Source organism: Fictibacillus sp. Mic-4 (genome assembly GCF_049843615.1).
GTDB classification, from domain to species: Bacteria; Bacillota; Bacilli; order Bacillales; family Fictibacillaceae; genus Fictibacillus_A; species Fictibacillus_A gelatini.
Genome location: NZ_JBBHZM010000032.1, coordinates 1 through 24,976, shown reverse-complemented (window position 1 = coordinate 24,976; position 24,976 = coordinate 1). Strand labels below are relative to the sequence as shown.

General features: G+C 40.6%; 28 protein-coding genes and 2 tRNA genes. All 30 read right to left on the bottom strand.

Annotation, left to right across the window (positions count from 1 at the left end; translation table 11 throughout):
* Nucleotides 1-35 precede the first annotated feature (35 nt).
* Complete coding sequence (gene spoIIE / locus WD019_RS17115; protein WP_026678098.1) at nt 36-2,522, bottom strand: stage II sporulation protein E; 2,487 nt, start codon at nt 2,520-2,522, stop codon at nt 36-38.
* Nucleotides 2,523-2,704: 182 nt separating this feature from the next.
* The gene (locus WD019_RS17110; RefSeq protein ID WP_026678099.1) at nt 2,705-3,226 is read right to left on the bottom strand and encodes a hypothetical protein; all 522 of its coding nucleotides are present in this window, start codon (nt 3,224-3,226) and stop codon (nt 2,705-2,707) included.
* Between the two features lie 13 nt (nt 3,227-3,239).
* Complete coding sequence (locus tag WD019_RS17105) at nt 3,240-4,688, bottom strand: ribonuclease YeeF family protein (RefSeq protein ID WP_051291483.1); 1,449 nt, start codon at nt 4,686-4,688, stop codon at nt 3,240-3,242.
* Nucleotides 4,689-4,695: 7 nt separating this feature from the next.
* Entirely contained in the window at nt 4,696-4,974 is a 279-nt protein-coding gene (locus WD019_RS17100) for a YwqI/YxiC family protein (RefSeq protein ID WP_026678100.1), read from the bottom strand.
* A gap of 109 nt (nt 4,975-5,083) precedes the next feature.
* Nucleotides 5,084-5,233, bottom strand: coding sequence for a hypothetical protein (locus WD019_RS17095; protein WP_154657979.1), 150 nt, complete (start codon nt 5,231-5,233; stop codon nt 5,084-5,086).
* Entirely contained in the window at nt 5,230-5,952 is a 723-nt protein-coding gene (locus WD019_RS17090) for a hypothetical protein (RefSeq protein WP_425712276.1), read from the bottom strand. The genes WD019_RS17095 and WD019_RS17090 overlap by 4 nt, the downstream gene beginning before the upstream one ends.
* A complete protein-coding gene (locus WD019_RS17085) occupies nt 5,900-6,328 on the bottom strand; it encodes a hypothetical protein (protein WP_425712275.1) in 429 nt (142 codons plus the stop codon). The genes WD019_RS17090 and WD019_RS17085 overlap by 53 nt, the downstream gene beginning before the upstream one ends.
* A gap of 248 nt (nt 6,329-6,576) precedes the next feature.
* Nucleotides 6,577-6,651, bottom strand: a tRNA-Glu gene (locus WD019_RS17080).
* Between the two features lie 106 nt (nt 6,652-6,757).
* Nucleotides 6,758-6,831: transfer RNA gene (locus tag WD019_RS17075), tRNA-Met, on the bottom strand.
* A gap of 169 nt (nt 6,832-7,000) precedes the next feature.
* A complete protein-coding gene (locus WD019_RS17070; protein WP_026678102.1) occupies nt 7,001-7,432 on the bottom strand; it encodes a S1 domain-containing RNA-binding protein in 432 nt (143 codons plus the stop codon).
* Nucleotides 7,433-7,497: 65 nt separating this feature from the next.
* Complete coding sequence (locus tag WD019_RS17065) at nt 7,498-7,881, bottom strand: FtsB family cell division protein (RefSeq protein WP_026678103.1); 384 nt, start codon at nt 7,879-7,881, stop codon at nt 7,498-7,500.
* Between the two features lie 17 nt (nt 7,882-7,898).
* Nucleotides 7,899-8,492, bottom strand: a complete 594-nt coding sequence (yabQ, locus tag WD019_RS17060; protein ID WP_026678104.1) for a spore cortex biosynthesis protein YabQ — start codon at nt 8,490-8,492, stop codon at nt 7,899-7,901.
* A complete protein-coding gene (gene yabP, locus WD019_RS17055; RefSeq protein WP_026678105.1) occupies nt 8,489-8,794 on the bottom strand; it encodes a sporulation protein YabP in 306 nt (101 codons plus the stop codon). The genes yabQ and yabP overlap by 4 nt, the downstream gene beginning before the upstream one ends.
* A 122-nt stretch (nt 8,795-8,916) precedes the next feature.
* Entirely contained in the window at nt 8,917-9,189 is a 273-nt protein-coding gene (locus WD019_RS17050) for an RNA-binding S4 domain-containing protein (RefSeq protein WP_425712274.1), read from the bottom strand.
* A gap of 1 nt (nt 9,190) precedes the next feature.
* Nucleotides 9,191-9,463 (bottom strand): HU family DNA-binding protein, encoded by a 273-nt coding sequence (locus tag WD019_RS17045; protein WP_026678107.1) that lies wholly within the window; start codon nt 9,461-9,463, stop codon nt 9,191-9,193.
* A gap of 117 nt (nt 9,464-9,580) precedes the next feature.
* Complete coding sequence (gene mazG, locus WD019_RS17040) at nt 9,581-11,032, bottom strand: nucleoside triphosphate pyrophosphohydrolase (RefSeq protein ID WP_425712273.1); 1,452 nt, start codon at nt 11,030-11,032, stop codon at nt 9,581-9,583.
* A gap of 2 nt (nt 11,033-11,034) precedes the next feature.
* Nucleotides 11,035-12,630, bottom strand: coding sequence for a putative polysaccharide biosynthesis protein (locus WD019_RS17035; protein ID WP_425712272.1), 1,596 nt, complete (start codon nt 12,628-12,630; stop codon nt 11,035-11,037).
* Between the two features lie 119 nt (nt 12,631-12,749).
* Nucleotides 12,750-13,286, bottom strand: a complete 537-nt coding sequence (gene spoVT, locus WD019_RS17030; RefSeq protein WP_026678110.1) for a stage V sporulation protein T — start codon at nt 13,284-13,286, stop codon at nt 12,750-12,752.
* Between the two features lie 154 nt (nt 13,287-13,440).
* Nucleotides 13,441-16,992 (bottom strand): transcription-repair coupling factor, encoded by a 3,552-nt coding sequence (gene mfd / locus WD019_RS17025; RefSeq protein ID WP_425712271.1) that lies wholly within the window; start codon nt 16,990-16,992, stop codon nt 13,441-13,443.
* A 79-nt stretch (nt 16,993-17,071) separates the two neighbouring features.
* Nucleotides 17,072-17,302 (bottom strand): anti-sigma-F factor Fin family protein, encoded by a 231-nt coding sequence (locus WD019_RS17020; RefSeq protein WP_026678112.1) that lies wholly within the window; start codon nt 17,300-17,302, stop codon nt 17,072-17,074.
* A gap of 95 nt (nt 17,303-17,397) precedes the next feature.
* A complete protein-coding gene (gene pth, locus WD019_RS17015) occupies nt 17,398-17,958 on the bottom strand; it encodes an aminoacyl-tRNA hydrolase (RefSeq protein ID WP_026678113.1) in 561 nt (186 codons plus the stop codon).
* Between the two features lie 110 nt (nt 17,959-18,068).
* On the bottom strand, nt 18,069-18,704 hold the full coding sequence (locus WD019_RS17010; RefSeq protein WP_425712270.1) for a 50S ribosomal protein L25/general stress protein Ctc: 636 nt from the start codon (nt 18,702-18,704) through the stop codon (nt 18,069-18,071).
* Between the two features lie 96 nt (nt 18,705-18,800).
* The gene (locus WD019_RS17005; protein ID WP_026678115.1) at nt 18,801-19,751 is read right to left on the bottom strand and encodes a ribose-phosphate diphosphokinase; all 951 of its coding nucleotides are present in this window, start codon (nt 19,749-19,751) and stop codon (nt 18,801-18,803) included.
* Between the two features lie 45 nt (nt 19,752-19,796).
* Nucleotides 19,797-21,179 carry a bifunctional UDP-N-acetylglucosamine diphosphorylase/glucosamine-1-phosphate N-acetyltransferase GlmU gene (gene glmU, locus WD019_RS17000; protein WP_026678116.1) on the bottom strand — a complete coding sequence of 461 codons (1,383 nt, stop codon included), beginning with the start codon at nt 21,177-21,179 and terminating at the stop codon, nt 19,797-19,799.
* A gap of 164 nt (nt 21,180-21,343) precedes the next feature.
* The gene (gene spoVG, locus WD019_RS16995; RefSeq protein ID WP_026678117.1) at nt 21,344-21,634 is read right to left on the bottom strand and encodes a septation regulator SpoVG; all 291 of its coding nucleotides are present in this window, start codon (nt 21,632-21,634) and stop codon (nt 21,344-21,346) included.
* Between the two features lie 343 nt (nt 21,635-21,977).
* Nucleotides 21,978-22,352, bottom strand: coding sequence for a RidA family protein (locus WD019_RS16990; RefSeq protein WP_026678118.1), 375 nt, complete (start codon nt 22,350-22,352; stop codon nt 21,978-21,980).
* Complete coding sequence (gene purR, locus WD019_RS16985) at nt 22,349-23,185, bottom strand: pur operon repressor (RefSeq protein ID WP_026678119.1); 837 nt, start codon at nt 23,183-23,185, stop codon at nt 22,349-22,351. The genes WD019_RS16990 and purR overlap by 4 nt, the downstream gene beginning before the upstream one ends.
* 105 nt (nt 23,186-23,290) lie before the next feature.
* On the bottom strand, nt 23,291-24,160 hold the full coding sequence (ispE, locus tag WD019_RS16980) for a 4-(cytidine 5'-diphospho)-2-C-methyl-D-erythritol kinase (protein WP_026678120.1): 870 nt from the start codon (nt 24,158-24,160) through the stop codon (nt 23,291-23,293).
* Between the two features lie 98 nt (nt 24,161-24,258).
* Nucleotides 24,259-24,435, bottom strand: a complete 177-nt coding sequence (locus WD019_RS16975) for a small, acid-soluble spore protein, alpha/beta type (RefSeq protein ID WP_026678121.1) — start codon at nt 24,433-24,435, stop codon at nt 24,259-24,261.
* 173 nt (nt 24,436-24,608) lie between these two features.
* Nucleotides 24,609-24,863 carry a biofilm formation stimulator Veg gene (veg, locus tag WD019_RS16970; RefSeq protein ID WP_026678122.1) on the bottom strand — a complete coding sequence of 85 codons (255 nt, stop codon included), beginning with the start codon at nt 24,861-24,863 and terminating at the stop codon, nt 24,609-24,611.
* Nucleotides 24,864-24,976: the final 113 nt, after the last annotated feature.

Below are 24,976 nucleotides of genomic sequence, written 5' to 3'. Positions count from 1 at the left end.
TTTAATCTATTTTTGAAAATAATAGAAGGAGCGGGTTAATTGGCACGTTTAATTTTGAGTTTCGGATAATATGGAATCGTTGCCCATTTTGGTGTATTTCGTTTTATTTTTGCCACAACAACTGTCATATCATCTTCGATTTGATTGCCTGACCGAATGACTTCCTCCATTAATAAGTCGGCAATTTCTTGCGGGTCATCGGTCTTAAATTCACGAATTTTCCGCTTCAACCATGCATCGATGTTCTCCACATGCTTTGGCCCTTCATAGATGCCATCACTCATCATAATGAGCAAGTCGCCCGCTTTCAGCTGCGCGCCGACCACTTCCACATCAAAATCTTCGATGATGCCCATCGGCAAATTGCTCGCTTCAATCATGATAACCTGGTCGCCTCTTTTAATAAAACTCGGCGTTGAGCCGATCTTTAAAAATTTAACGGATGCATCCTGCAAATCCATCATGGCAAGGTCAAGCGTCGAAAAAATTTCATCTGTCGTACGTAGTGATAAAATGGAATTAATCGACTTAATGGCCACTTCTTCATCAATGCCGGATTTCAATATTTTTTGCAAAAGCTGAAGGGTTTCATTGCTTTCTTTATAAGCCCGCTCGCCGTTGCCCATTCCGTCAGAAATCGCGATCGCAAACTTGCCCGAACCAAGCTCGATCATGGAGTGGCTATCCCCGGAAAGCCAAGCCCCGCCTTTTGCTGCACTGGCAAGCCCTGTTTCAACGGCAAATTCTCTGGCGGATTCGAACGAAACGTGACAGAACCCATTACTGTAATAGCCGCACTCTTCTTTTTTAACGAGTATCGTTTCTTCCAATATGTCCGATAAGAGCGGAGCGATAATTTTCTCGCACTCACCGCTTCCATTACAATACGGAAGGCTCATTTCAATATCAATATTTGACTCTTCCAGGCTGTAAATATCGATATGACCAATTTCAACTCCTGCATAATATAACGCTTCTTTAATTTGTTCTTCCTGTATTTGATGATTTTCTTGTTCGCGTTGAATTTCTTTTGCAAAATCCCCCATTACCTGGGAAACTCCGAAAAGCTGATTCGCGACAAGTTTCCGGCTTTCCTTTAATTGCTGTTTCAGTCTCTGATTGGCCTTATATTGCGTTAATTCCTGGGCAATAAAATCCGTCACTTTTTGCGGTTTAATGCAATATTTGTCCCATTCTCTTTTTAATTTCCGATCACGGATTTCGCCGGATAGTTCTTGTTCATTCATAATTTTCGTCATTAATTCATATGTTGTAGAAAAGTTGACAGCCCAGCACTGTTCCTTTTTAAAGCACGTTTGGCACGTCTTTTCCGTTACATTGCTTAAAAACAAATCGACTTCACGTTCATTCTCATCCTCAAATTGACTGATGCCGGCGGATGAAAAAGAGTCCGAAAGCGTTTGGAAAAGCGACGAAAATTGTTCTACACGATGAGCTGTCACGTCACGGATTTTCTTTAAGTATTGCTGCTGTTCCATCGAATATTCCCGGGTCCCCGGAACGTAGCGGGAAATTTTCGCAATTGCCCCTTTCGGCGTCAATAAAAAGAAAAGAATAGCGATTCCGGATTCCATTAACGTTTGTTTAATTTCTTCATTTCCTTGTCCATATAGTCCGATGAGCAGCGTTCCAATCAATAAACCAATGCCGACACCGACCTTTTTGCCTTCCTTTAATAAACCGCCGAGAAGGCCTGAAAATGCAAGAAGGCTCATTTGATAAAGGCTTGAGACATTGGCAAGGCTTAAGATCAACCCTGTAACTACGCCGACAGTCGAACCGATTGCCGCTCCACCAACAAAGGCAAAAAGCAAAACTAAATAACGAGATGCAATATGTTCAACGGAAAAACCTTGAATCTCCCAGCCAATCGTTCCAGTCATTACGGAAGCAAGCAATATCATGAAACAAACAATTTCTTCATTTCGTAATGGTTGCGGGATGCGCTTAATGTTTAATAGAGGGATGCTTTGCAGAAAAATTAAGGTTAATACCATGCCAAGGCCCCCTTCGACAACGCCAATCGCCCAATCAGCTTTTGTCGGAAACCCTTGCATAATATATGTAAGCACCATTCTTGTTGTAAAGCTGGCTAAAAAAACGGCAACAGGAAGCCATTTTGTCCGCTTGTCTGTAAATAGATCAATAACCTTTTGATACACTGCATACATAATGACACCTGATAGAATAAAGACAGCATTCATCGGGGAGTTGGAGACGGCACCAATCAAAAGAGATAAACCGGCAACACCTGCCCGTTCTTTGCGCAATACTGCAATCGATGCGATAAAGGGAAGGGCAAACGGCGAAATTTCAGAGAGAATCATAGCTCGTCCAAGCAAAAAGCCAATGCAAAACAATAAGAGCCTCCAGTTTGTAAGAAGATGCTCTACTTTTATTAAAAAGCGTTTGGTGAGGTTCACGGAGAGATTCTGCGTTTTTTCCAACCAGATCATGCTTCTTAAAGGTTCCACCACGTCCTTGTCCACTTTTTGAAACATTTCTCACACCACCCGTAGTTTTTTTATGGTTTTCATTATAAACAGAAAGTCCATACACATTTTGTCAAAACAACAGAGCGGCATAGAAAAACTTCTCGACGGATTCCTCAGAAAAACCGCAAGAAACGATAAATCCATTAAATAACCCTTGATGGGCTTCATACCATTCAAGGGTGTTTCATTCAAAAGTCCGAAATAACTTCTAATGTTTTAAACGTTTCTAACGAATTAGCTTTTGACGCATAGATTTGGGGGCTTTCTAAGTTAGAAAGTTTGAATATTTGACCCGATTTAAAAGCAATAAACTGCTTTAACTTATCGACCAACACTTTATGATCAATTTTTTCAAAAATTTCACTTTGTAATGTAATAATTATATGAGGATACTGTAGTCGATTGGTTCTACAAATATAAACATTATAATCAAAAGCAGCTACCTCAAAATTTTCTGGAAGACTATAAATAGATATGGATGAAATGCTTTCATTTTGCTCAAGAGAAGTAAGAAGCCTTTTTTGCGTTCGTTTTATCGTGGAAATTTTACCACTTTTAAATGATTCCCCAGAAATCCCAAGGTAATTTGGAGTAAAACCAATGGATTCCGCAAATTCCAAAGAATAATTATAAAACTCTAACCATGTTATGGAATCTGAAGAATCAATATCACCGTATAATACAATTGAAGTAGTTGATTTTTCAGCCATCAATAGACCTCCTTTATTTTTTTATTGGTAATATAAATATATCCCCTGCAGCATCACCTAAAAGTCTTTTATTGTCTTCCATACGTTCAAGTAAATCTTCAATGTTATCTGATTTACTAGGAACTTCATACTGATCAATTTTTCCGTCTTTTCTAACAACCATTATATCAGGTCGCCGATTGGGTTTAATTCCTGGTATTTCATTAGAGAGCCCTTTGTTTAAATAAACTCTTCTGACATCTTCACGTTTAGCTAATTCTTCCGCTTTTTCGACCATTGCTTCCCAATGACCGGGTGTTTTATTCGTATGCGGTTTGTTAGGATAAATAATTTTTGTGTTTTTTTCTACCACTTTACTTGCATACTTTTTTTCTATCTTTTTGCCTAATCCCTTTGCAACATCTTTTGCTAAGTGAGTCGCACCTTTCTTTATAAGGGTTCCAAGCGTGACATAATCTAAAATTTCTAACGGGGTGCCCTCAAATGGAGAGTCTAAAATTCGTCCGGTTTCCACTCTTTGCTCCGGAATCTCATCCACAATCTCAAACTTTCTTTTGAAATGGTTATCGTAATAATCTCTAACAATTATTCCATTTGCATATATATGATAATCGCCATGGAATTCTGAGTAAACATCAATAACCGGAACTGTTAAAACTTTTTTGTCTTCAAGAGTTTCATATTCTTCTTTCGTTAAGTCTCTATCTTGAATATTTTCTATGTACGAAGCCGCCTCTAATTGCTCGTCAACGTCCGGGCGTCTATATGAATTTTCATAAGGATTGGTCTTTTGGGCAAGGTTTGCTATTAATTCATTATACGTATCATAAGATGTAATTTGTTTCACGGAGTAGTTTGAAATCCCCACTTCACCAGTTCTAATGGCCGAATCGATCTGTTTGATATAGTTCACCATCACAGCGAGGTCTTTTTCAACTGTTTCAAGTGCGGAAGTTTGTGCTTTATCAAAAGCATAAAGCTGTTCGATTGTATTTTTGCTGTGTCGTTTCGCTTTCCAGATACTCTCGACAACTTCCGTTTCATCCAGATCCGGCAGGTCAATAATATCAAGGACTTTTTTCATCGCCTCATTCGCTTCATTGACAATGCTGATCGTTGTTCTCTCTATTTTGTTAAGTCCGCTCTTTACATCATCGTCTAAAAAACTCTCGCTAATGAAACCGTTTGGATCAGGCTCAAAATTTTTCAATTGGGTTTTGATCGAATTTAATATCGCTTTATAATCTTCAATGAACGATTCAAAATATAGCAAAAACGAAAGGTGGCACTCCTGGTAGAATGAGCGGATCGCCTGCCCGGCTTTCCCCTTAAGCGAGTCTTCGAGAGAAATGATCCCTTTTATCGCATCTTTTGTCTGTTTGATTTGTTCGCTCAATGATTCCAAATACTTCTCGGTGTCACTAATTGATTCAGTAAACGCTTTGACGTCCAATACCTTCATGAATTTATCACCTCTTTTCTTTTGCCGATGAAGCTAGTTTTTCTTCCGCTTCATGGATTGACTGGACAGCCTTCTCCGATGCCTTTTCATTTTCCAGCAGTAACGTTTGATACGATTGAATGATTTTACGTAATGATTCATTCACACTCTTTAATTTTGTTATCACATCCAGGACATTGCTTCCTTCTTTTACAGAAGGAAATGAAGGCTGTTCGGACGGGACTGCTGATTTTAAACGAGATAAAGCCTCATCAATATCTCCGTAAACGACTTTAATTTCATTCATTGCTTGACCCTTTCGCATTGGTCTTTAAAGTTAAAAAACCGGAGATGAAAACCCCGGTTAATCTTAATGAAGTCGTATACATTTTTAATGGACAGACTTAAATTTATTCTTACCTTCCGCTTCCATGGTCATCGACGAACAGTGTCGAAACCTTCAAATTTGCTTGTGCTATCTGGTCAGATTTTTGAGAATAATGTGTAGTTCCCAAAATTGCAAAAACCGCAAAAATGCTTAACATTAATTTGATCTGTTTCTTCATTTTAACGCCTCCAATTCAAAAATCGTTTCCTTTGTTTCATAACTTAAATTAAAGTAATAACTGGATTTTTCATAATTTTGCTCTTCATAAAACCTTTTTGCTAGCCGTTCGGCATATTCTTGTATAAAATACCATAAACCTTCTTTTTTGAAATATACATTCGCTTCTTGGACAACTGATTCTACTTGAGATGTTTCTAATTCTGGGGAATAAAAAGCTTTTAAAATACTCAAATGGTGAAGGTATTCAGTATTTTTTAAATTATGACAAGACTTTATACCTTCTTCAAGTAAAAACAATGCTTGTTCATTCTGATTTGTTTTAAAGTATTCTCTCGCTAACAAAAAATTTGTTTTGCAGCTGTTAAAATTATATTCCTTTACTTCAACTAAACGGTTGATTGCAACTTCTGATAAGTTTTGTTCCGAATAAAGGTATCCTAAATTATATTTTACGTGGAGTACTAGTTCTTGATCATTACTCTTTACTGCATAGTCTAACGCAGTAAGAAGATGTTCCTCAGCTTCTTCATAATGTTTTAATGCAATGCAATTAATACCTAACAAATTTTCACAATCTGCATATTTTCGTATGTAAGCCTCATCTTGACCGAATATATTTTGCGCTTTTCTAACATGATCTATCGATAAAATGTTTTTTCTTATATCATAATAAACAAAACCTACACGATAATGGAATTTCTGCTTTTTCAAATTCATCTGGTACATGTCCCAGTTCTTTTTCCGCCAATTGATATTGAGTTAAAGCATCGTTATATTTTCCAGTTTTCCAATAGTACATTCCTTGAAAAAAATAAAAATAGTAAGTAAGGATATGATTCATATTTTCCTTAAAAGGTTCAACTTTTCCTAAAAGGATGTCATCCTCAGCGAAGTTTTTCGTCATAATTTTATGACGAAAATCCAATAAAGAATAATATAATAATAAATCCTGATTTTCTTCCATATTCGGCAGTTTTTCATCAATTTCTTTTTTTACATTTTCCGCTTGTTCTACCTCGTGTGACCGCATATGTAAATACCATTTGTTCAATAAATTAGCCATGTAATGTTCACTGATTTGATTTTTCGCCATTTCATATCCCCCTTCTACTTTTCTCATTTTCAGCTAACTTCAATTCCATAAATTTCAATTCCAACTAAAAGTATAACATAAAATGGTAGAGATAAATTTGGGAAAATTACAAAATACCATCAGATAATTTACGCGATCGTATGTTTCATTTTCCCAAAAACGCGATAATTTTAACGGCCTACATGAAAATAGTTATGAAAAAACCCCTATTTTTCTTAAAAAGAAAAATAGGGGTGAACTTTTATGTATGGTGACCCGTACGGGATTCGAACCCGTGTTACCGCCGTGAAAGGGCGGTGTCTTAACCGCTTGACCAACGGGCCATTTTAGGTGTTGGATGTCGGATGTTAGAGGTTGGAATTTTTTATTTTTCATCGAAGAAAGACATTCAGTCTAACTTCCCACTTCTCATTTCTAACTTCTAGAAAGTAGCGGCGGAGGGAATCGAACCCCCGACCTCACGGGTATGAACCGTACGCTCTAGCCAGCTGAGCTACACCGCCACGTTAACGACACAAACAGTATAATACAAGATAACAAAATAGCTGTCAACCCAATTTCGAAATTTTTTCCGCATAATTTTTAAAATCATTTTTCAAAATAAAAAAAGCACCCGAAAAAGGATGCTGAAAGTAGCTGAAAGTGCGTCTTGAGCATTCGCGTAAGCAGCAATTAGCCACGCCGAGCGCCGCGACCGCCTCGTTTAGATTCCGTCTGGCGTTTTAATGTTGCAAGCCGGTCTTCACTATCTTTCAAGAATTTACTCATTTTATCTTCAAAGGACATGGCACTGTACCCGCCTCCACGGTGAGATCCTTTCTTCGGCTTATTAAATCCAGAACCTCCATTTCTTGGTGAAGGGGCCGGTCTGTCTTTTGCCTTTTTAATCGATAAGCCAATCTTCCCATCTTTTTCGATGTTCATGACTTTCACTTCGACTTCGTCACCGACTTTAAGAAATTCATTTATGTCCTTTACATAATTATCTGCAACTTCACTAATGTGCACAAGTCCGGTTGTTCCTCCTGGAAGTTCAACAAACGCCCCAAAATGAGTAATCCCTGTAACCTTACCTTGCAACTTGCTGCCTACTTCAATTGACATGAAGAAAATGCTCCTCCTTAAGTAATTAAATGTAATTCTATTATACATGGGGGGAAAAAAGAATGTCAATCGGACGAAGACCCATGAATGTTAAAAAGCGTCTCGCCTTTTTCTGTCATGAATAAATCACGCCTCGCGATTTCCAAAATGTAATCAGGGTCATTCAGTTTATGCACTTTATCCTTTAATTGTGCCTTTTTACCTTTTAAATGTTGCAATTTACCTTCCAACTGCTTTTGTTGTTGTTCCTTTTCTTCAATGGCAGCCGTTTGCCTGGAAATAGTGGATATGATCACAAAGGCAAAAACAAGAGCAACAATCGCAAAAAGCGTGAGCCTGCGAATTAACCCTCTCTTTCTTTTCGCTTCTTTTCGCTTCAGAAGATGATGTTCCTTCACATAGCTGGAGTTTAATTCAGTAATGTTCCGTTTCTTGTTCAGTTGACTCATACCTGCCCTCCTCGTCTCTATTTCCGAAACCAGTTTTTGACTTTATTCTTCAGAGAAATAAGAATCCCTGCTTTTTTCAGCCATTTTTCTTTTACATTATACCATTTTTGTTTCGGAATGAAACGCCAAATCAATAAACCAAGCCATTTAAACGGAGAAGCAAGTAGTTTTAAAATAAATAAAAGGATTTTCCATGTTACTTTAGCCACCGAAAGTAAAAGAGCGATGATGAGCATAATCAACCACTTAACCGGACGTATAAGAAAGGCTGACACCATTTTTGCCACAAACCGATAAAGAGTGATGATCATGGATATAACGGTTTCCAATAGCCGTTTATAAACATTTTGAAATAATGCCTTATACGCACTAAAGCCACAAAGAAGAGCAACGAAAATGTAAAAACGGATCTCCGCATGATTGACGTGGAGCAGGACGTAAAAGACGATTAACCCTTGCAGAACCCAGAAAAAAATATCATTTATAAAATGGAGCCAGTTCCATTTCCGTTTTTCATGAACAAAACGGCCATACGTATCGATGGCCATCCCTAACCAAATACCCATGCCGACCATAGAAAGCATGGTTTGAAATTGGATAGTGAGCGTCATTTGAACAGTTTGCTAAAAAACCCTTTGGATTTTTCACCGCTTTGCTGATCCAGGTAAACGAGATCAAATACTTTCCCTTCAATGGAAACGTGGCCTGCTTCGACATCCAAATTCCTCATTTTCAAATCGGTTCCGCGTATCGCTAAAAAACCCATCGTCGTCTCTAGTAAAAATTCTTCATTATCAAAGCTTTCAACTTGCTTTACACCCGTAATTTCAAGTTTCTTGCGTCCATACATTTTCACATCATGCTCTGGAACAGAGTTTTTATTTAATGATCCATAGTCATAAAATTGGTTCATGATAATCCCCCTCTTCTCGGTTTATGTTTATGAAAAAAGGGACAACTTTAGAACAAAGTTGCAAGAAGCAACTTTGGACGAAGTGTAAGAAACCGGTACACTCCATATACACAAAAAAGAACCTATTCTGCAGGTTCTTTTTCAATGGATTGTTCTCTGATGATGGTATACATTTTGTCGGCATCTTCTTTACGCGTTGTTTCTTTTAGCTCATCAACCCGGACAGTAACAAGCTTTTGGCCGAACCTTATCGACAGCTCATCCCCTACCTTAAGAATAGAAGAGGCTTTCGCCTGATTGCCATTAATCGCAATTCGGCCCTGATCTGAAATTTCCTTCGCCACCGTTCTCCGTTTAATCAGGCGGGAAACTTTCAGAAATTTATCCAGTCTCATCTTACTTAACAGCTTCCTTTAATTTGTTGCCAGGACGAAAGGCTGGAACTGTTGCTGCCGGAATGGTAATTTCTTCTCCCGTTTGCGGGTTGCGCCCTGTCCGGCTGGAACGTTCACGCGTTTCAAATGTGCCAAACCCAACAAATTGAACCTTCTGGCCGCTTTTAAGCGCATCTGTCACTTCATCAATTAATCCATTAATGACTAGCTCTACATCCTTTTTCGTCAGTCCTGATTTCTCAGCAATATTCGATACGAGTTCATTTTTGTTCATAGCCTTAAAACCTCCTTTTTCTTTCACCAAAAATTTCGAATGAATCCTTTTAAAATGAAGGGTTTCCATTCATTCTCGTGAAACTATTCTCTATTAAAAAACAGAATCCTTCAAGAATCAAAAAAATTGTTTTGCCTTCTCCCAAAGTTGATCCATTTTTTTCAAGTCCACTTCTTCCATTGACAGCCCTTCGTTTTGAAGCGCTTCTTCAATGTACTGAAAACGCCGATAAAACTTGCGATTGGTCAGCTCAAGCGCCTCTTCCGGATCAATTTTGTAAAAGCGCGCCAGGTTGACCATTGTAAACAACAAATCACCGAATTCTTTCTTTTGTTCATCATGATTCGGCGCCGCTTTCCATTCAGCAAATTCTTCATTTAACTTTTCGATAATCGGCTCGATCGCATCCCAATCAAAACCGACTTTCGCTGCTTTCTTCTGATAGGCCAATGCTTTATATAGCGCCGGACTTGCTTTCGGTACACCATCAAGAATAGATTTTCTCTGATCATTTCCTTTTTCCTGACGTTTAATGGCCTCCCAATTTTGTACGACTTCATCGGCCGTTTTGGCGCTTGTCTCGCCAAATACGTGCGGATGCCGGCGGATCATTTTTTCAGTTAACGAAAAGATGACATCATGGATGGAGAAAAAGCCTTCATCCTCTCCAATTTGGGCATGAAGGAGCACTTGCAAAAGAACGTCACCAAGCTCTTCAACGAGATGGTCATCATCTTCTTCATCAATCGCCTCCAGCACTTCGTACGCTTCTTCAAGCAAATACTTTTTTAACGACGCATGGGTTTGCTTTTTATCCCACGGGCAGCCATTCGGGCCTCTTAATTCAGCAATAATTCCCCGCAAATAGTCAAAATCCCGGTAAAGCAACTTTTCATCCTGAACAGGAGGAACGTAAACGGCGGTCAAATTGCTTAATTCGGCGCAATGATCAAGCTCAAACAGCGGAACCCGCTCTATTTTTTCATTCTGGCTGCCAGCCGCGGTGAGAACAACGACCTCATAATCATCCGGATACTTTTCCATTAATGTCAGCTTTACCTCTGATGCAATGAATGCGTCATACACCTGTACAATGATCAGATGATGGCGAATTTGCAATTCTTCCTTTTTTAAACTGGTGCCATCCACGATCTGGCATCCTTCAATCGGATCGATTTTTAAAGCGGCATACATTTCGTCAAGAAAGCTTTTCCCGCCAGCAACATTGATTTCTACTCCATGATGATCCGCTTCATTGAGTAATAGTTGAACGGTTTGTTCGGCGACGAGCGGATGGCCCGGCACTGCATAGACAATATCTTCTGCTTCCGCATTTTTGAAAAGGGTGTCGGCAATTTCGCGATAAACGTCCGCAAATTGCTCATGCTTTTCATAGACTTCGTCAAAAAAGACCATGTTAATTCCTTCAGCCAGCAATTCTTCAACAACGGGATGGTCCTTAGTCCGGGCAAAAACTGCCCGTCCGCTTTTTAGCAGCCGGTAAACTCCGATCGTCATTTGTTCTAATCCGCCTGCTCCTAATCCTAATACTGTTATTTTCTTTGCCATGATTAACTCCTTCTTTCTCTCCACCGCTGAAAAAGCAGACGGAGTTTATGGACGTTCGGAATATGCTCCAGTTCATCTTCGGAAAACACGTGGAATTTTAAAAGTAAAAGAATAAAAACAATACCGCCAACAAGCGATGAACTAACGGCTATTGCTGCCGACATCATTCGGCCTGTCCCAAGAAGAGCGGTTAACCCTTCTTTAAAGAAAAACGTGACAGCTGCCATTATGATCATCACACCGCAAATCCGAATGCTATAAAATCTAGTTTTCGAGAAAAAATGGATTTTCCGTTCGAGATATAAAAGATTGAGAACAGCAACAACAAGTGATGCCGCCACCGTCGCCATACTTGCACCCATTATAAAAAAGTGGGGCATGAAGAGAATATCGAAAGCAGCTTTGACGAAAAAGCCTGCTAAGACGAAACAAGCGGGAATGAAACTAAATCCAAGTCCTTGCAAAAGTCCTGTCGATGTCATGATAAGAGACGCAAATACAACCGAAAGGCATAGCATGGCGATCTCACGGGATCCGGCTGCATTTTCAAACAACATCCGATTCGTTGGTTCCATAATGATCGCAAGACCTACTGATGCAGCTCCCCCGAGAAGAAAAGCCATTTTTAAAGAAAAGCCACACAACTGTCGTATTTTCTCCACATCCTGCCTGGCGCGGGCCATCCCTATAACAGGCACAATGGCTAACGATAAGGAGGTGGCAAAAACAGTTCCTAGTTGCAACAGCGGTTGCCCACGGTCAAATATCCCTTTCATCACTCTGGCGTTACTTAGTAATACCCCGTGTTTAACTAATAGATTAATAAATAAAAAAGAATCCGCAAGCTGAAAAATAACAAACAAAAGAGAACTTACCGAAAAAGCGATTCCAGCTTTGATTAGTTCCAGCGCCATTTTAAGTGCGAACTCGCCTGGTAAAAGAAGCGAATGGAACGGGAAATCGGTTTTTCGCCTAAATAGAAGTAAACTAACGAGACCGCCTATCGCTCCTATTACAGAGCCCGCGACTGCGCCACTGCCGACTGTATAAATAGTTTTACCAATTGAGGTCAGCCACCACGAAATTCCAAGAATGCTTGACACGCGAATGACCTGTTCGATCACTTGTGAAACGGCTGTTGGCTGCATCCTTTCAAATCCTTGAAAAAGCCCCCGGATGACCGATGCAAACGGAATGATAAGAAAAAGAAAAGAAGCCGTTCGTATCGGCGCTGTTAGTCTTTCGTCCCCCATTAAGCTGGCGATTTGTGCTGCACCGAAAAAAAGAACAAAAAAGGCTAAAAGGCCAAGAAGAAAAAAGGTCTTTAGCGCCGTTTGTAAAATGGGCTTAATTTCATCTGCTCGGCCTGTTCCCCGTTTTTCTGAAATGAATCGTGACAATGCTCCTGGAAATCCGATGAATGAAAACGTAACAGCAATGCCGTATAACGGATAGACTTGTTGATAGACATAAAAACCGACATCGCCTGTAATGTTTTGATAAGGAACCCGGTAAACGACGCTTAATACTTTAACAATTAACATGCTAACCGTTAACAAAAAGGCGCCCCGCCACATTCCATTAGACACATTATTCATAGTAACTTCTCCACATGATCATCAATAGTATTTCCATCGTATTATAGCATAATCGTGATTCCGTTCTTCTTTGAACAATGTTAAGAATAAAAAAAAGAAGGGAGCGTTTGCTTCCTTCTTTATTGCTCCATTTGGCGTGCAAGGAAACCAGCGGCTGTTTCGGCAAGTTTTTGCTCAATTTCGCCCGTTTTCTTTCCTTCCTTTGCCAGAAGGAGAACCGCTCCGATTGGATCGCCGCTTGCGACAATTGGAGCGATCACATACGAATAGGATTCCCTTAAGTTTTCTACGATTTCGATTTCACTAATGGATGAATCCATCATTGTTTTTCGTTCGCTCATCGACGTTTCGACCATTCGGCCAACGCCCCGGTTTAAGTAATCCTTCTTTGGCCCCCCGGCAACCGCAATAAATGAATCACGGTCAGCGATAAGAACAAGGCAGCCGGAGCTGTCAGCTAAAGATTCCGCATATTCTTTCGCAAAGTCGCCGAGTTCATTGATCGGCGAATACTTCTTTAAAATGACTTCTCCATCGCGATCTACAAATATTTCCAGTGGATCCCCTTCACGAATACGGAGTGTTCTGCGGATTTCTTTCGGAATAACTACACGACCGAGATCGTCGATGCGGCGAACAATACCCGTTGCTTTCATGCATAATGTCCTCGCTTTCTAATGATGTAAACTCTGGATGAAGACGATAATGAAACCTTCTTTTGTAGATTGTTCCATTCCCCTGAAATTATTATTTGTTACATCATCAGTTCTATACACGAAAGAAATTGCTTTTGCCCGGGAAGCCTATTCGTTATTTTTCGGCTTTTATTGGCGCAACCTTAGCTTTTTCTTTTTTTACCGATTTCAATTTTCTCAAGACCTGTTCCATTGCCTTTAGAAGCTCTTTATCTGAAATCCGTTTTTTCGTCAGAACGACTTTCAATTGATCCTGTTCCATGCCTAGATTAATAAAACGGCCAATTTTATTGACGACATCAAACAGTTTGGCGCCATCAACCTTTGTTGTCGCTTCTTTTGAAAGCAACATCGTAATCACATCGCCCTTTTGCCCAATCGAGACGACGCCTTCCTGCTTCGCAAGTTCTTTAATGGTCGCAATAAGCAAGAGACATTCCACTTCTTCTGGATATTCCCCGAAACGGTCGATTAATTCATCATGAAGCTCATCGACGTCTTGAAGAGAACGCACAGCTTTAAATTGTTTGTACATATCGATTTTTTGCTTGCTGTCTTCGATATAGCTTGAAGGAATATACGCATCAACTTCAATATTAATTTCTATTGGTTCATCCTGTTCTTCTTTTTTCAAGCCTTTACGCTCATTAATGGCCTCTTGAAGCATTTGCGAGTATAAGTCAAAACCAACAGAATCGATAAATCCGTGTTGCTGCGCACCAAGGATGTTTCCTGCCCCGCGGATCGATAAATCACGCATGGCGATTTTAAAGCCGGATCCAAGCTCGGTAAATTCTTTTATGGCCTGTAGCCGCTTTTCCGCTACTTCTGTTAGTACTTTATCCCGTTGATACGTAAAGTAAGCATAAGCGACGCGGTTTGAGCGCCCTACACGCCCCCTGAGCTGATAAAGCTGGGATAAGCCCATTTTGTCTGCATCATAGACAATTAGTGTATTTACATTCGGAATATCGACACCGGTTTCAATGATCGTCGTTGAGACAAGAACATCGAAATTGCCTTCTAAAAACTCAAGCATGACCGATTCAAGCTCATTCTCCGTCATTTGCCCATGGGCATAGGCAACCCGAATATCAGGGATGAGTGTTGAGATTTGTTCGGCCATTCGCTCGATCGTCTCGACCCGATTATAAAGGAAGTATACTTGACCGCCTCTGGAAAGTTCACGCTCGATCGCTTCCCGGACTAATGAAGCATTATATTCGACAACATAGGTTTGAATCGGAAAGCGGTTTTCCGGTGGCGTTTCAATCACTGACAAATCGCGAACGCCAAGCATCGACATATGGAGCGTTCTCGGAATAGGCGTCGCCGTTAACGTTAAAACATCGACATTTGCTTTTAATCGCTTAATTTTCTCTTTGTGGGAAACCCCAAATCGCTGTTCTTCATCAATAATTAAAAGACCGAGGTCATTATATTGCACATCTTTTGATAACAATCGATGGGTTCCGATGACAATGTCGACTGTGCCGTTTTTCAGTCCTTTAATCACTTCATTTTGCTCTTTTCTCGTTCGGAAACGGCTTAACGAACCGATCGTCACCGGAAAGTCGGCAAACCGCCCGCGGAATGTTTCATAATGCTGTTGCGCTAAAATGGTCGTCGGAACTAAAAAAGCAACTTGCTTTCCATCCATGACGGCTTTAAAAGCGGCGCGAATGGCAACTTCAGTCTTTCCATAACCGACATCGCCGCAAAGCAAACGATCCATCGGACGTGGCCGTTCCATATCTTCTTTAATCTCATTGATCGTACGCAGTTGGTCCTCCGTTTCCTGATAAGGGAAGGACGCTTCAAATTCTTGCTGTTCGGCCCCGTCTTTTGAAAAGGCATAGCCAACGCTCGCTTCACGTTCTGCATATAGTTTAATCAAGTCATCCGCAATGTCCTGAACCGATGACTTCACCCGGCTTTTTACCTTTTTCCAATCACTTCCGCCAAGCGCATAAATTTTCGGATCTTTTGCCTCAGAGCCGACAAATTTTTGTACCTGATCGATTTGTTCTACAGGTACATACAGCTTGTCATTGCCTGCATATTGAATATTCAAATAGTCTTTATGGACGCCGTTAATTTCAAGTGTTTCAATGCCAAGGTATTTCCCGATGCCGTGATTGACATGAACAACGTAATCGCCAACCTTCAGCTCGGAATAGCTTTTGATCCGTTCGGCATTCGACATTTTTTGTTTCGTTGGGCGTCTTTTTGCTTTCTTTGTAAAAACTTCCTCTTCCGTTATGACGACAAGTTTTTGCTTTGTCGATTCAAATCCGCTTGCCAGCTCGCCGATCATAATATGATTGACTTTCGGCCGCAATTCCGTTTGCCCGCTGACCAGACTTGCTGTCATGTCGTAATCCGCAAGCACTCTTTCTAAACGATCCGCACGCTCCTTATCTGCAGCGAGAAAAACTACCGAATAATCCCCTTTTTTCCAACGTTCCAGTTCACCTTTTAATACATGAAGCTGTCCATGGAAATTTTGCATTCCCTTACATTCGACATTTACTATATTTTGCGGGTGTGTATGCGGAATATGGCGTAAAAATAGAGAGAGATAAATAATTGGGAATGGAATTTTGCCCCCCGGTATTAATAGATCAGGAGCCAGACGGATGTCTGCTAAAATTTCCCCTTGAGAAAGGAGGGTCGTATGCCATTCCGCTTCTTCTTTTTCAAGCTGACTAAACATCTCTTGAATACGGCCAACTTCATCCATGATGACGATGGCATTGTTCGAAAGGTAGTTTAGTAGAGTAGCCGGTTTTTCGTAAAAAAGTGAAATATACTTGTATATACCTTGAAAGCTTTGTTTTTCTTTTAATTGGTCGATTTCCGCCGTAATTCGCTCGATGAGCAACTCTTTTACATTTTTATCATTGATCTTCTTCAACGTGTTGGCAAGGCCGTCTTCTATCTTGCCGACACCTCTGGCAAACTCTTCTTCATATAAAAGAAGTTCTTCCGCCGGTCCAATTGTAATTTCCGTTATTTTTTCCTCCGAGCGCTGCGTATCCGCTTCGAAATAACGAATAGAATCTACTTCTGTATCAAATAATTCAATCCGCACAGGAAGTTTTTCCGTTAATGGATAAATATCAATAATGCCCCCGCGCACGCTAAATTCACCCGGGCTCGACACCATGCCGACACGGTCATAGCCAATAGCTACTAGTGTCTTGAGTACATGGTCTAAGTCAACCTCCATCCCGATTGAAAACGCCAGCTGACTTTTTTTCCATCGGTCAACCGGCGGCAAATAGCGGCGTACACCCGCTACCGGGGCAATAATGACTCCTTTTTTCGTATTTAATAAAAAATTTAAAACTTCAAGCCGCTGCCCTTTTAATTCAGGACTGGCGATGGCCATTTCCGATGAAATGACATCATTGACCGGATAAAGATAAACTTCATTTTCAGGAAGTAGGCTGCATAAATCATCATATAGTTTCTGAGCTTGATACAAATTATGGGTGATAACAAGCTGGGGTTGATTTGTATGTTCATAGAGTGAGGCGATTAATAGCGTACGTGCAGAACCGGAAAGTCCAGCAACAAGCTGTTCATTTAAACCTTCGTCGAGCCCTGTTAAAACAGCACGAAAATCTTCCCCCTTGCTGAAATAGTGCTTTAAACCTTGCATTTTAACCTCCCCTTAATGGATCTAACCAAAAGTACAAACATAGAAAAAGGCCTTGGTTGGTCACCAAAGCAAATTTCCTTTATTGAATAAATGAATGTAATGCATAATAATCCGGATTTCGATCAAGCGCTTCCTGACAGTCTTCACAAACTGTTTTCACATGAATATCCCCTTTATTATCATACACGATCATCTCCTGGCGTTCTTCATGTGTCAGCTCGTGAAAGCCTAACTGTTGTGACGTTAACTCTACATCATTTAACGTTCCAATTCGATGTTTACAATGCTTGCACGTATAATGTATTGCCATTCGAACAGCCTCCTTCGTTCTTTACGCACCTATTGTTAGTATGAGCAGAACGAAGGCTCCATATACGGGCATAACCGTTTTAAACGTATATTGTCTTAGCCATTAAATTTATTCATCACTCTGTCAAATGATTCCGTTAACATAAGAGAACAAGCTTCTAGCGCCCGTTCAATGGACGATTCGATGACTTCCACTTCTTCAGGAAGAAACTTACTTAACACATACTTCGCTACAGGCTCACCATTTTTAGGCCGGTCAATCCCAAAACGAATGCGATTAAATTCCTGTGTGCCTAAGTGGGCTATGATGGATTTAATGCCATTATGGCCACCTGCACTCCCTTTTGTTCGCAGGCGAAGCTTTCCAACCGCCGTATCAAGGTCATCATAGATAACGACAAAGTCTTCAATCGGTATCGAAAAATAATCAAGAAACGGGCGCACGGATTCCCCGGATAAATTCATATAGGTGAGCGGCTTTAATAAATAGACCTTTTCACCGTTAACAATACCCGATCCGTAGAGGCCTTTATGTTTCGATTGATTTAATGGGATATTGAATTTTTTTGACAACTCATCTATCACCATAAACCCAATGTTATGACGGGTTTTTTCAAATTCCCTTCCAGGATTACCTAGACCTACAAACAATTTCAATTTGATCCTCACCTTTTAGTGTCGCTACTAGTATCACTTTATTATACATCATATCCACATAAATGCGAAAAAAACGCAAGCTCAAGTGGCTTGCGTTTTCCACAATTTATTTAAGCGGATGGTTCTTTGTCTTCAGCATCTATGGCTTCTCCGGCCTTATCATCTCCATCTTGTTCAGCCTCGTTCGTTTCAGGAACGGTCGGAGGCAAAACGGTTAAGACGACTTCATTTTCATCATTAAGAATTTCATAGGAAGCCGATTGCGGGAGATCATTTACAACGAGAGAGTCGCCAATCATTAATTGGTCGATATGAACGTCAATCTGTTCTGGCAGCTCGTTAGGCAATGCCTTCACTTTGACCGTATGAAGAACACGCTGCAACACGCCGCCTTCTTTAACACCTGGAGATTCTCCGGTTACATGTACCGGAACATCAGCCTCAATTTTCTTCTTTAAATCAACGACAAGAAAGTCAATATGGGTGAGCGAGTCTTTTAATGAATCTTTTTGCATATCCTGAACCATTACATTAAACGTTTCATTATCTTCCGTCTTTAACGAGATAATGCCGTTTTTTCCAACTTCACGAAGGACTTTAATAAACTCTACTTCTTGAACCGCAAGATTTCGCGGGTCTGTCCCATTTCCATATAAAACAGATGGAACATTTCCTTCCTCCCGAAGCCTATGCTTGTACGACCGTTTAAAGTGGTTTCGATTAATCGCATTTAATGTTGTTGCCATAAATACTTTCACCCTTCCTAAAATAAGAGTCTCTCTTTCACTTTACCCGTTTTCAGGAAGTTTCAAACCCATTTTTGGAAGGGTGATTTCATTCATTTAATCAAAAAGCTTAGACACGGAAAGCTGTTCATGAACGCGAATAATGGCTTCTCCTAATAGTGGCGCGACCGAAAGTTGGCTCACTTTTTCGATTCGTTTTTCTTCTGGGAGAACAATCGTATTGGTTACAACTAGTTCTTTAATCTTTGAATTTTGAATGCGTTCCATTGCAGGTCCTGATAGTACCGGATGTGTACAACACGCATAAACTTCTTTCGCACCGTTTTCAACCAATGCATTCGCCGCAAGCGTAATTGTACCAGCCGTATCAATAATATCATCGATAATAATCGCCGTTTTTCCTTCAATATTACCGACAATGTTCATCACTTCAGCGACGTTTGGACGTGGACGCCGCTTATCAATGATAGCGATCGGTGCTTTCAAGCGATCCGCCATTTTCCGTGCACGGGTTACACCGCCGTGATCCGGTGAAACGATGACAATATCCTCTAAATCTTTGCTTTTAAAGTAATCGGATAAAATGGGGACACCTAATAATTGATCCACCGGGATGTCAAAAAACCCTTGAATTTGCGTAGCATGCAAATCAATCGCGATGACGCGCGTCGCCCCTGCTGTTTCTAATAAGTTTGCAACCAGTTTGGCTGTAATTGGCTCACGGGCGCGTGCTTTTCGGTCTTGACGCGCATACCCATAATACGGCATTACAACATTAATGGTGTTTGCTGAAGCGCGTTTTAGCGCATCAATCATAATTAATAGCTCCATTAAATGTTCATTTACCGGGTTGCTTGTTGATTGAATGACATATACTTCACAACCGCGAATACTTTCCTCAATGTTGATTTGAACTTCACCGTCGCTAAATCGAGTAACTGAACATTTGCCGAGTTCGATTCCGATATGATCTGCAATCCCTTGAGCTAATTCGGGATTTGAATTGAGTGAGAAGACCTTTAATTTAGGGTCATTATAGGTTGCCATTTACATCCATTCCTTCCGTGAATTAAAAAATTTAAGATAAACCATTTAACGTTCTTGTTGTTTTTCTTTTAATTTTACAGCATAATTTTCCTTTGTCGTTTGCCTTGCGCGGGCAATTGCCAGCGACTCATCGGGAACGTCGTTTGTCACGGTAGAGCCGGCTGCGACATAGGCATTTTTGCCAACGGTAACAGGCGCGATAAGATTGGAGTTACAGCCGATAAAGGCACCGTCTTCTACTTTCGTTTTATATTTATTGACACCATCATAATTTACCGTAATTGAGCCGCAACCAAGATTCACATCTTTTCCGATTTCGGCATCGCCAATATAGCTTAAATGAGAGGCCTTGCTTCCACTGGCCATTGTTGACTTTTTCACTTCAACAAAGTTCCCTATTTTCACTTTTTCACTAATTGTAGATAACGGACGAATGTGAGCAAATGGCCCAATTGTTGCAAAGTGCTCGATTGTACTATCATGAACGACGGATTGGCGAATGACATTTCCATTTCCGATCGTGCTATCTTTAATTTCTGTGTTTGGTCCAATACTATTATTCTCGCCTATTTCAGATTTTCCTGAAATAATGGTTCCCGGATAAAGGACCGTATCACGTCCAATGACGCTATCCGCGGAAATATACGTATGATCCGGATCAATGATCGTTACGCCATTTCTCATATGTTTTTCGTTAATGCGTTTTCTCATTAAACTTTCGGCTTTAGAAAGCGCAACCCGATCATTCACACCAAGTGCTTCTTCAAATGAAGCTGCCTGGCAAGCGGTTACAATCTCTCCCTTTTTCCGGATAATCTCGATCACGTCAGGCAAATAATATTCGCCTTGCGCATTATTATTATTAACTTCTTTCAAAGCCTCAAATAATGTTCTATTGTCAAAGCAAAAGACGCCTGTATTGATTTCTTGCACTGCCTTTTCCTCAGCACTCGCATCTTTTTGTTCGACGATTCGTTCTAAATTGCCGATAGCGTCCCGAATGATCCTTCCATAACCGGTCGGATCTTCTGCCTTTGCCGTTAAAACGGTTACTTTCGCTTTTGCCTTTTCATGTTCTTCCATCAACTTTCTAATCGTTTCCGCCTGAATAAGCGGTGAATCCCCGCATACAACAAGCGTAAGCCCTTCAGAAGAACCGATTTCGCTTTCTGCTTGCATGACAGCATGAGCCGTTCCAAGCTGCTTCTCTTGCAATACGAAAGTAGTGTTTCCACTTAACGACTCTTTCACTTTCTCTGCCCCATGTCCAATAACCGTCACAATTTTGGTGACTTCCAATTCATTTAATTGGTCAATGACATGTTGAACCATCGGTTTGCCGCAAACCGGATGAAGCACTTTATATAGACTGGATTTCATTCTTGTCCCTTGACCTGCAGCCAATACAACTGCATATCGATTTATCATTATGAACCTCCACTTTGGTAATCTCCTTTTATTCCACTACGAATATATCTTATAATTACTTGCTTTTCAAGGAGTGTGAAGGATTTGTCATTCTATTGTCTAATTTTGACAAAACTAAAAAGAACCCCGAAAAAATACGGAGTTCCATGAATTTTCTATTTTTTTTACGATGCGCCTGCTTCTTCAAACGCAGATTCAATTTCACCCATTCGGTGATATTCGGTTAGCACCGCATCTTGAATTTTTTCGCGTGTGCTTGAAGTAATGGGGTGGGCAATATCACGAAATTCTCCATCCGGCGTCCTTTTGCTTGGCATCGCAACGAACATTCCGTTGTTTCCATCGATCACCCGAATATCATGAATCACAAATTCATGATCAATTGTAATGGATGCAATTGCTTTCATACGTCCTTCTGTATTGACGCGTCGTAATCTAACGTCAGTCACTTCCATTTTAAAACACCACCTTTTTCCATAAATAAGAACGTATTACATCATTTCTCCATTTAATCGCAGAATCCTTCTTCAAAACAAAAAATTTTTTAAAAATTATGCAAAAAAGAAAAGCGCAAGCACCCCGCTTAGCCCCGACAGCTGCTTGCGCCTCATCCTCAATGTCTCTTTTTCTACACGAGAAGCACAGAAGCCTGTAGCACACGAGACAACTCGAAGCTTATTCGTGAAGTAGATGCTCGTGGCTGCCGCCTTAGGGAAGCAGACCGAAACTCGAAGGGCCGGGCTGCTTGCGCTGGACAAAAAAGAAAAAACACTGTTTCAAACAGTGTTTTTTCTTTTTTTATTTTACAAGTGCAATGACTTCGATTTCGATTTGGACATCCTTTGGCAGTCTTGCCACTTCTACGCAGGAGCGGGCCGGTTTATGGTCACTGAAATATTGGCCGTACACATCATTAATTAACCCAAAGTCGTCCATATTTTTTATAAAAACCGTTGTTTTAACGACTTGATCTAAAGAAGAACCCGCTTCTTCCAATACCGCTTTTAAATTGGCAAATACCTGGTGGGTTTGAGCGACAATATCTCCTTCTACGAGCGTTCCATCCGGCTTCAAAGGAATTTGCCCTGAACTGTAAAAGACGTTATTAACGATCATTCCTTGAGAGTATGGACCAATTGCAGCTGGCGCGTTAGATGTTTCAACCTTTTTCATTTCTGTTCCTCCTCAAATTGATTAAAATAATTTCCCGTTTCGACTTCAATCCGCTTTTCTTTTTCATCTACTTTCGCCAAACGGGTAATGGAAACATAATCATCCACAAGGCGTTCGGATACATCTTCAGCTTCAACAAGCACGCCGATACCCGCTACATGTGCCTGAAACTCATTAAGAAGGCTAATCATCCCTTTAATGGTGCCTCCTGCTTTCATAAAATCGTCAATAATGAGCACATTTGCATCTTTTTGAATGCTTCGCCTTGCCAGAGCCATCGTTTGAATTCGCTTTGTCGAGCCGGATACATAATTAATGCTGACGGTTGATCCTTCGGTTACTCTGCTGTTGCTTCTTACAATTACAACCGGTACATTCAATAAAGAGGCAACTGAATAAGCTAAAGGAATCCCTTTTGTAGCAATCGTCATGACCACATCAATTTTCTTGCCCGCAAAAACGGAGGCAAACAAAGCCCCGACTTGGTTTACCAGCCTCGGATTACCGATGATGTCAGTAACATATAAATAGCCGCCAGGCAAAATTCGGCTCGGATCTTCAAGCAAGGTAATCAACTCATGAATAATCGTTGTCGCTTCTTTTTTGGACATGGAGGGAATATATTTCACGCCTCCGGCAGCCCCCGGAATCGTTACGATGGTGCCAATCCCTTGCCATTCAAAATTTTCTTTAATAATCGCCAAATCTTCACTTATGGACGACTTTGCCGACCCATACCGTTCAACAAAAAAAGTTAATGGAATTAATTGCTGTGGATGGTGCAGTAAATAGGTTGTTAAATCGACCATTCTGCCGCTTCGTTTTAACTTCATCACGACCCTCCAAAAAACCGAATGATTTGAAGTTAATATACCATTTTTATACGGTTTTTAGCAATAGCTCGATAGTGCATTTACATTTGCAGCTAAAAACGCGGCTCACTCCCGGTCGCCTAATAAACGAACGGCATACACTTCATTACAAAATCCCCTGAGCCCGTTATACACTCTGTTCACTCTTGATTCATGCTGGAATAAACCGAAAACCGTCGGTCCGCTTCCGCTCATGAGCACGCCGTCTGCTCCCAGACGCATCATTTGCTCTTTTATTTGCCGAACTTCCGGGTAATTAGGCAATGTGACACTTTCAAGCACATTTCCAAGATTGTCGCAAATCCCTTTATAATCCTGGCGGTTAATCGCGTCAACCATGCTTTTGACGTTCGGATGCTTAATCTTTTTCACGTTTAACTTTCGATATACTTCAGCGGTCGACACGCCGATTGGTGGTTTAGCAAGGAGCACCCAGCAGGCCGGAGGTGTTTTAATATGTTCGATGATTTCTCCTCGTCCTCTGGCGATGGCTGTTCCTCCATAAACGGCAAATGAAACGTCGGATCCAATTTTAGCGCCGAGTTCTGCAAGTTGATCAATGGATAGACCGAGCCCCCAAATTTCGTTTAATCCCTTAAGCGTTGCTGCAGCGTCACTGCTCCCTCCAGCAAGGCCTGCTGCGACCGGGATGTTTTTTGTAATATGTATGAGAACCCCTTCTTTGACGTTGTACATTTCTTTTAAAAGCGATGCCGCTTGATAAGCAAGATTGCGTGCATCAAGAGGGACAAACCCACCCGTTGACTCAATGACAATCTTATTTTCCTTAAGCAACGTCAGCTCGATCCTGTCGGCCAAATCTACCGTTGTCATAACCATTTCTACTTCATGATACCCGTCCTCACGCTTTCCCAATACATCAAGAGAAAGATTAATTTTAGCGGGTGCTTTCACCGATATCTTTTTTTCATTCATGCAAACTTCCCCTACTATAAATTAAGCTAAAGCTATCATATCATATAAAAACAAAAACAAGAAAACCGGAGCTATAAAGAGCTCCGGGATCTCGCATATTATTTATTCTGGGCAAGGTTTTTCTCAGCAATTTCAATTGCCCGCTTCACCATGTTTCCCGCATCTTTGGCGCGTATGCCTCCCCAACCTTCCTTTTGGACGGTATCATAAAACCCGAGTTCCTTTGCCAATTCAACTTTGAATTTTTCGGACATAATGCCTCTTCGTCTTCCCATGATGCAAACCCCCTTCACAATATGCGATACATATAGTATGAGCCAGGCGGCTAACGTTATGTAAAATTGGAAACGGCAAATGGAGAAATATCCGATTCCTGATCTTGCAGTGGTTTGGAAAGGATCTTTTTCAAACCAATAAAAAAAGCAGTAAGATAATCTCTTACTGCCCTTTAAACCACCTGGTTGGTATCATCTAAAAAAGTTAACTCAACCGTTTCCGTTAATACATCTGCATAGCTGTAGGAAACTCGTTCAAAAGCATTGGTGTCCTGATCCAGTTTGATAATAAATACGGCTGGGTACGTTTCTTCCAGCGTGCCAAGACGTTCAATCGTTTTACGACGGCCACCGTTTGCACGTAATGAAAGTCGTTTACCCACGTTGGACTCTAAAACACGTTTTATGTCCACGATCGTTTTACCCATATCGGCTCCACCTCACTAAGACAAATTATAACATGAATCGATATATTTTGTCAAAATAAAATTTAAATTATATCAGCGACAAACGTAAACTGTCAATGATAAAAAATTATTTG

Coding starts and splice junctions, on each gene's coding strand:
- spoIIE (WP_026678098.1), bottom strand. CDS start 2,522: ATGTTTCAAAAAGTGGACAAGGACGTGGTGGAACCTTTAAGAAGCATG.
- WD019_RS17110 (WP_026678099.1), bottom strand. CDS start 3,226: ATGGCTGAAAAATCAACTACTTCAATTGTATTATACGGTGATATTGAT.
- WD019_RS17105 (WP_051291483.1), bottom strand. CDS start 4,688: ATGAAGGTATTGGACGTCAAAGCGTTTACTGAATCAATTAGTGACACC.
- WD019_RS17100 (WP_026678100.1), bottom strand. CDS start 4,974: ATGAATGAAATTAAAGTCGTTTACGGAGATATTGATGAGGCTTTATCT.
- WD019_RS17095 (WP_154657979.1), bottom strand. CDS start 5,233: ATGAAGAAACAGATCAAATTAATGTTAAGCATTTTTGCGGTTTTTGCA.
- WD019_RS17090 (WP_425712276.1), bottom strand. CDS start 5,952: ATGAATTTGAAAAAGCAGAAATTCCATTATCGTGTAGGTTTTGTTTAT.
- WD019_RS17085 (WP_425712275.1), bottom strand. CDS start 6,328: ATGGCGAAAAATCAAATCAGTGAACATTACATGGCTAATTTATTGAAC.
- WD019_RS17070 (WP_026678102.1), bottom strand. CDS start 7,432: ATGTCAATTGAAGTAGGCAGCAAGTTGCAAGGTAAGGTTACAGGGATT.
- WD019_RS17065 (WP_026678103.1), bottom strand. CDS start 7,881: ATGAGTCAACTGAACAAGAAACGGAACATTACTGAATTAAACTCCAGC.
- yabQ (WP_026678104.1), bottom strand. CDS start 8,492: ATGACGCTCACTATCCAATTTCAAACCATGCTTTCTATGGTCGGCATG.
- yabP (WP_026678105.1), bottom strand. CDS start 8,794: ATGAACCAATTTTATGACTATGGATCATTAAATAAAAACTCTGTTCCA.
- WD019_RS17050 (WP_425712274.1), bottom strand. CDS start 9,189: ATGAGACTGGATAAATTTCTGAAAGTTTCCCGCCTGATTAAACGGAGA.
- WD019_RS17045 (WP_026678107.1), bottom strand. CDS start 9,463: ATGAACAAAAATGAACTCGTATCGAATATTGCTGAGAAATCAGGACTG.
- mazG (WP_425712273.1), bottom strand. CDS start 11,032: ATGGCAAAGAAAATAACAGTATTAGGATTAGGAGCAGGCGGATTAGAA.
- WD019_RS17035 (WP_425712272.1), bottom strand. CDS start 12,630: ATGAATAATGTGTCTAATGGAATGTGGCGGGGCGCCTTTTTGTTAACG.
- spoVT (WP_026678110.1), bottom strand. CDS start 13,286: ATGAAAGCAACGGGTATTGTTCGCCGCATCGACGATCTCGGTCGTGTA.
- mfd (WP_425712271.1), bottom strand. CDS start 16,992: ATGCAAGGTTTAAAGCACTATTTCAGCAAGGGGGAAGATTTTCGTGCT.
- WD019_RS17020 (WP_026678112.1), bottom strand. CDS start 17,302: ATGGCAATACATTATACGTGCAAGCATTGTAAACATCGAATTGGAACG.
- WD019_RS17010 (WP_425712270.1), bottom strand. CDS start 18,704: ATGGCAACAACATTAAATGCGATTAATCGAAACCACTTTAAACGGTCG.
- WD019_RS17005 (WP_026678115.1), bottom strand. CDS start 19,751: ATGGCAACCTATAATGACCCTAAATTAAAGGTCTTCTCACTCAATTCA.
- glmU (WP_026678116.1), bottom strand. CDS start 21,179: ATGATAAATCGATATGCAGTTGTATTGGCTGCAGGTCAAGGGACAAGA.
- spoVG (WP_026678117.1), bottom strand. CDS start 21,634: ATGGAAGTGACTGACGTTAGATTACGACGCGTCAATACAGAAGGACGT.
- WD019_RS16990 (WP_026678118.1), bottom strand. CDS start 22,352: ATGAAAAAGGTTGAAACATCTAACGCGCCAGCTGCAATTGGTCCATAC.
- purR (WP_026678119.1), bottom strand. CDS start 23,185: ATGAAGTTAAAACGAAGCGGCAGAATGGTCGATTTAACAACCTATTTA.
- ispE (WP_026678120.1), bottom strand. CDS start 24,160: ATGAATGAAAAAAAGATATCGGTGAAAGCACCCGCTAAAATTAATCTT.
- WD019_RS16975 (WP_026678121.1), bottom strand. CDS start 24,435: ATGGGAAGACGAAGAGGCATTATGTCCGAAAAATTCAAAGTTGAATTG.
- veg (WP_026678122.1), bottom strand. CDS start 24,863: ATGGGTAAAACGATCGTGGACATAAAACGTGTTTTAGAGTCCAACGTG.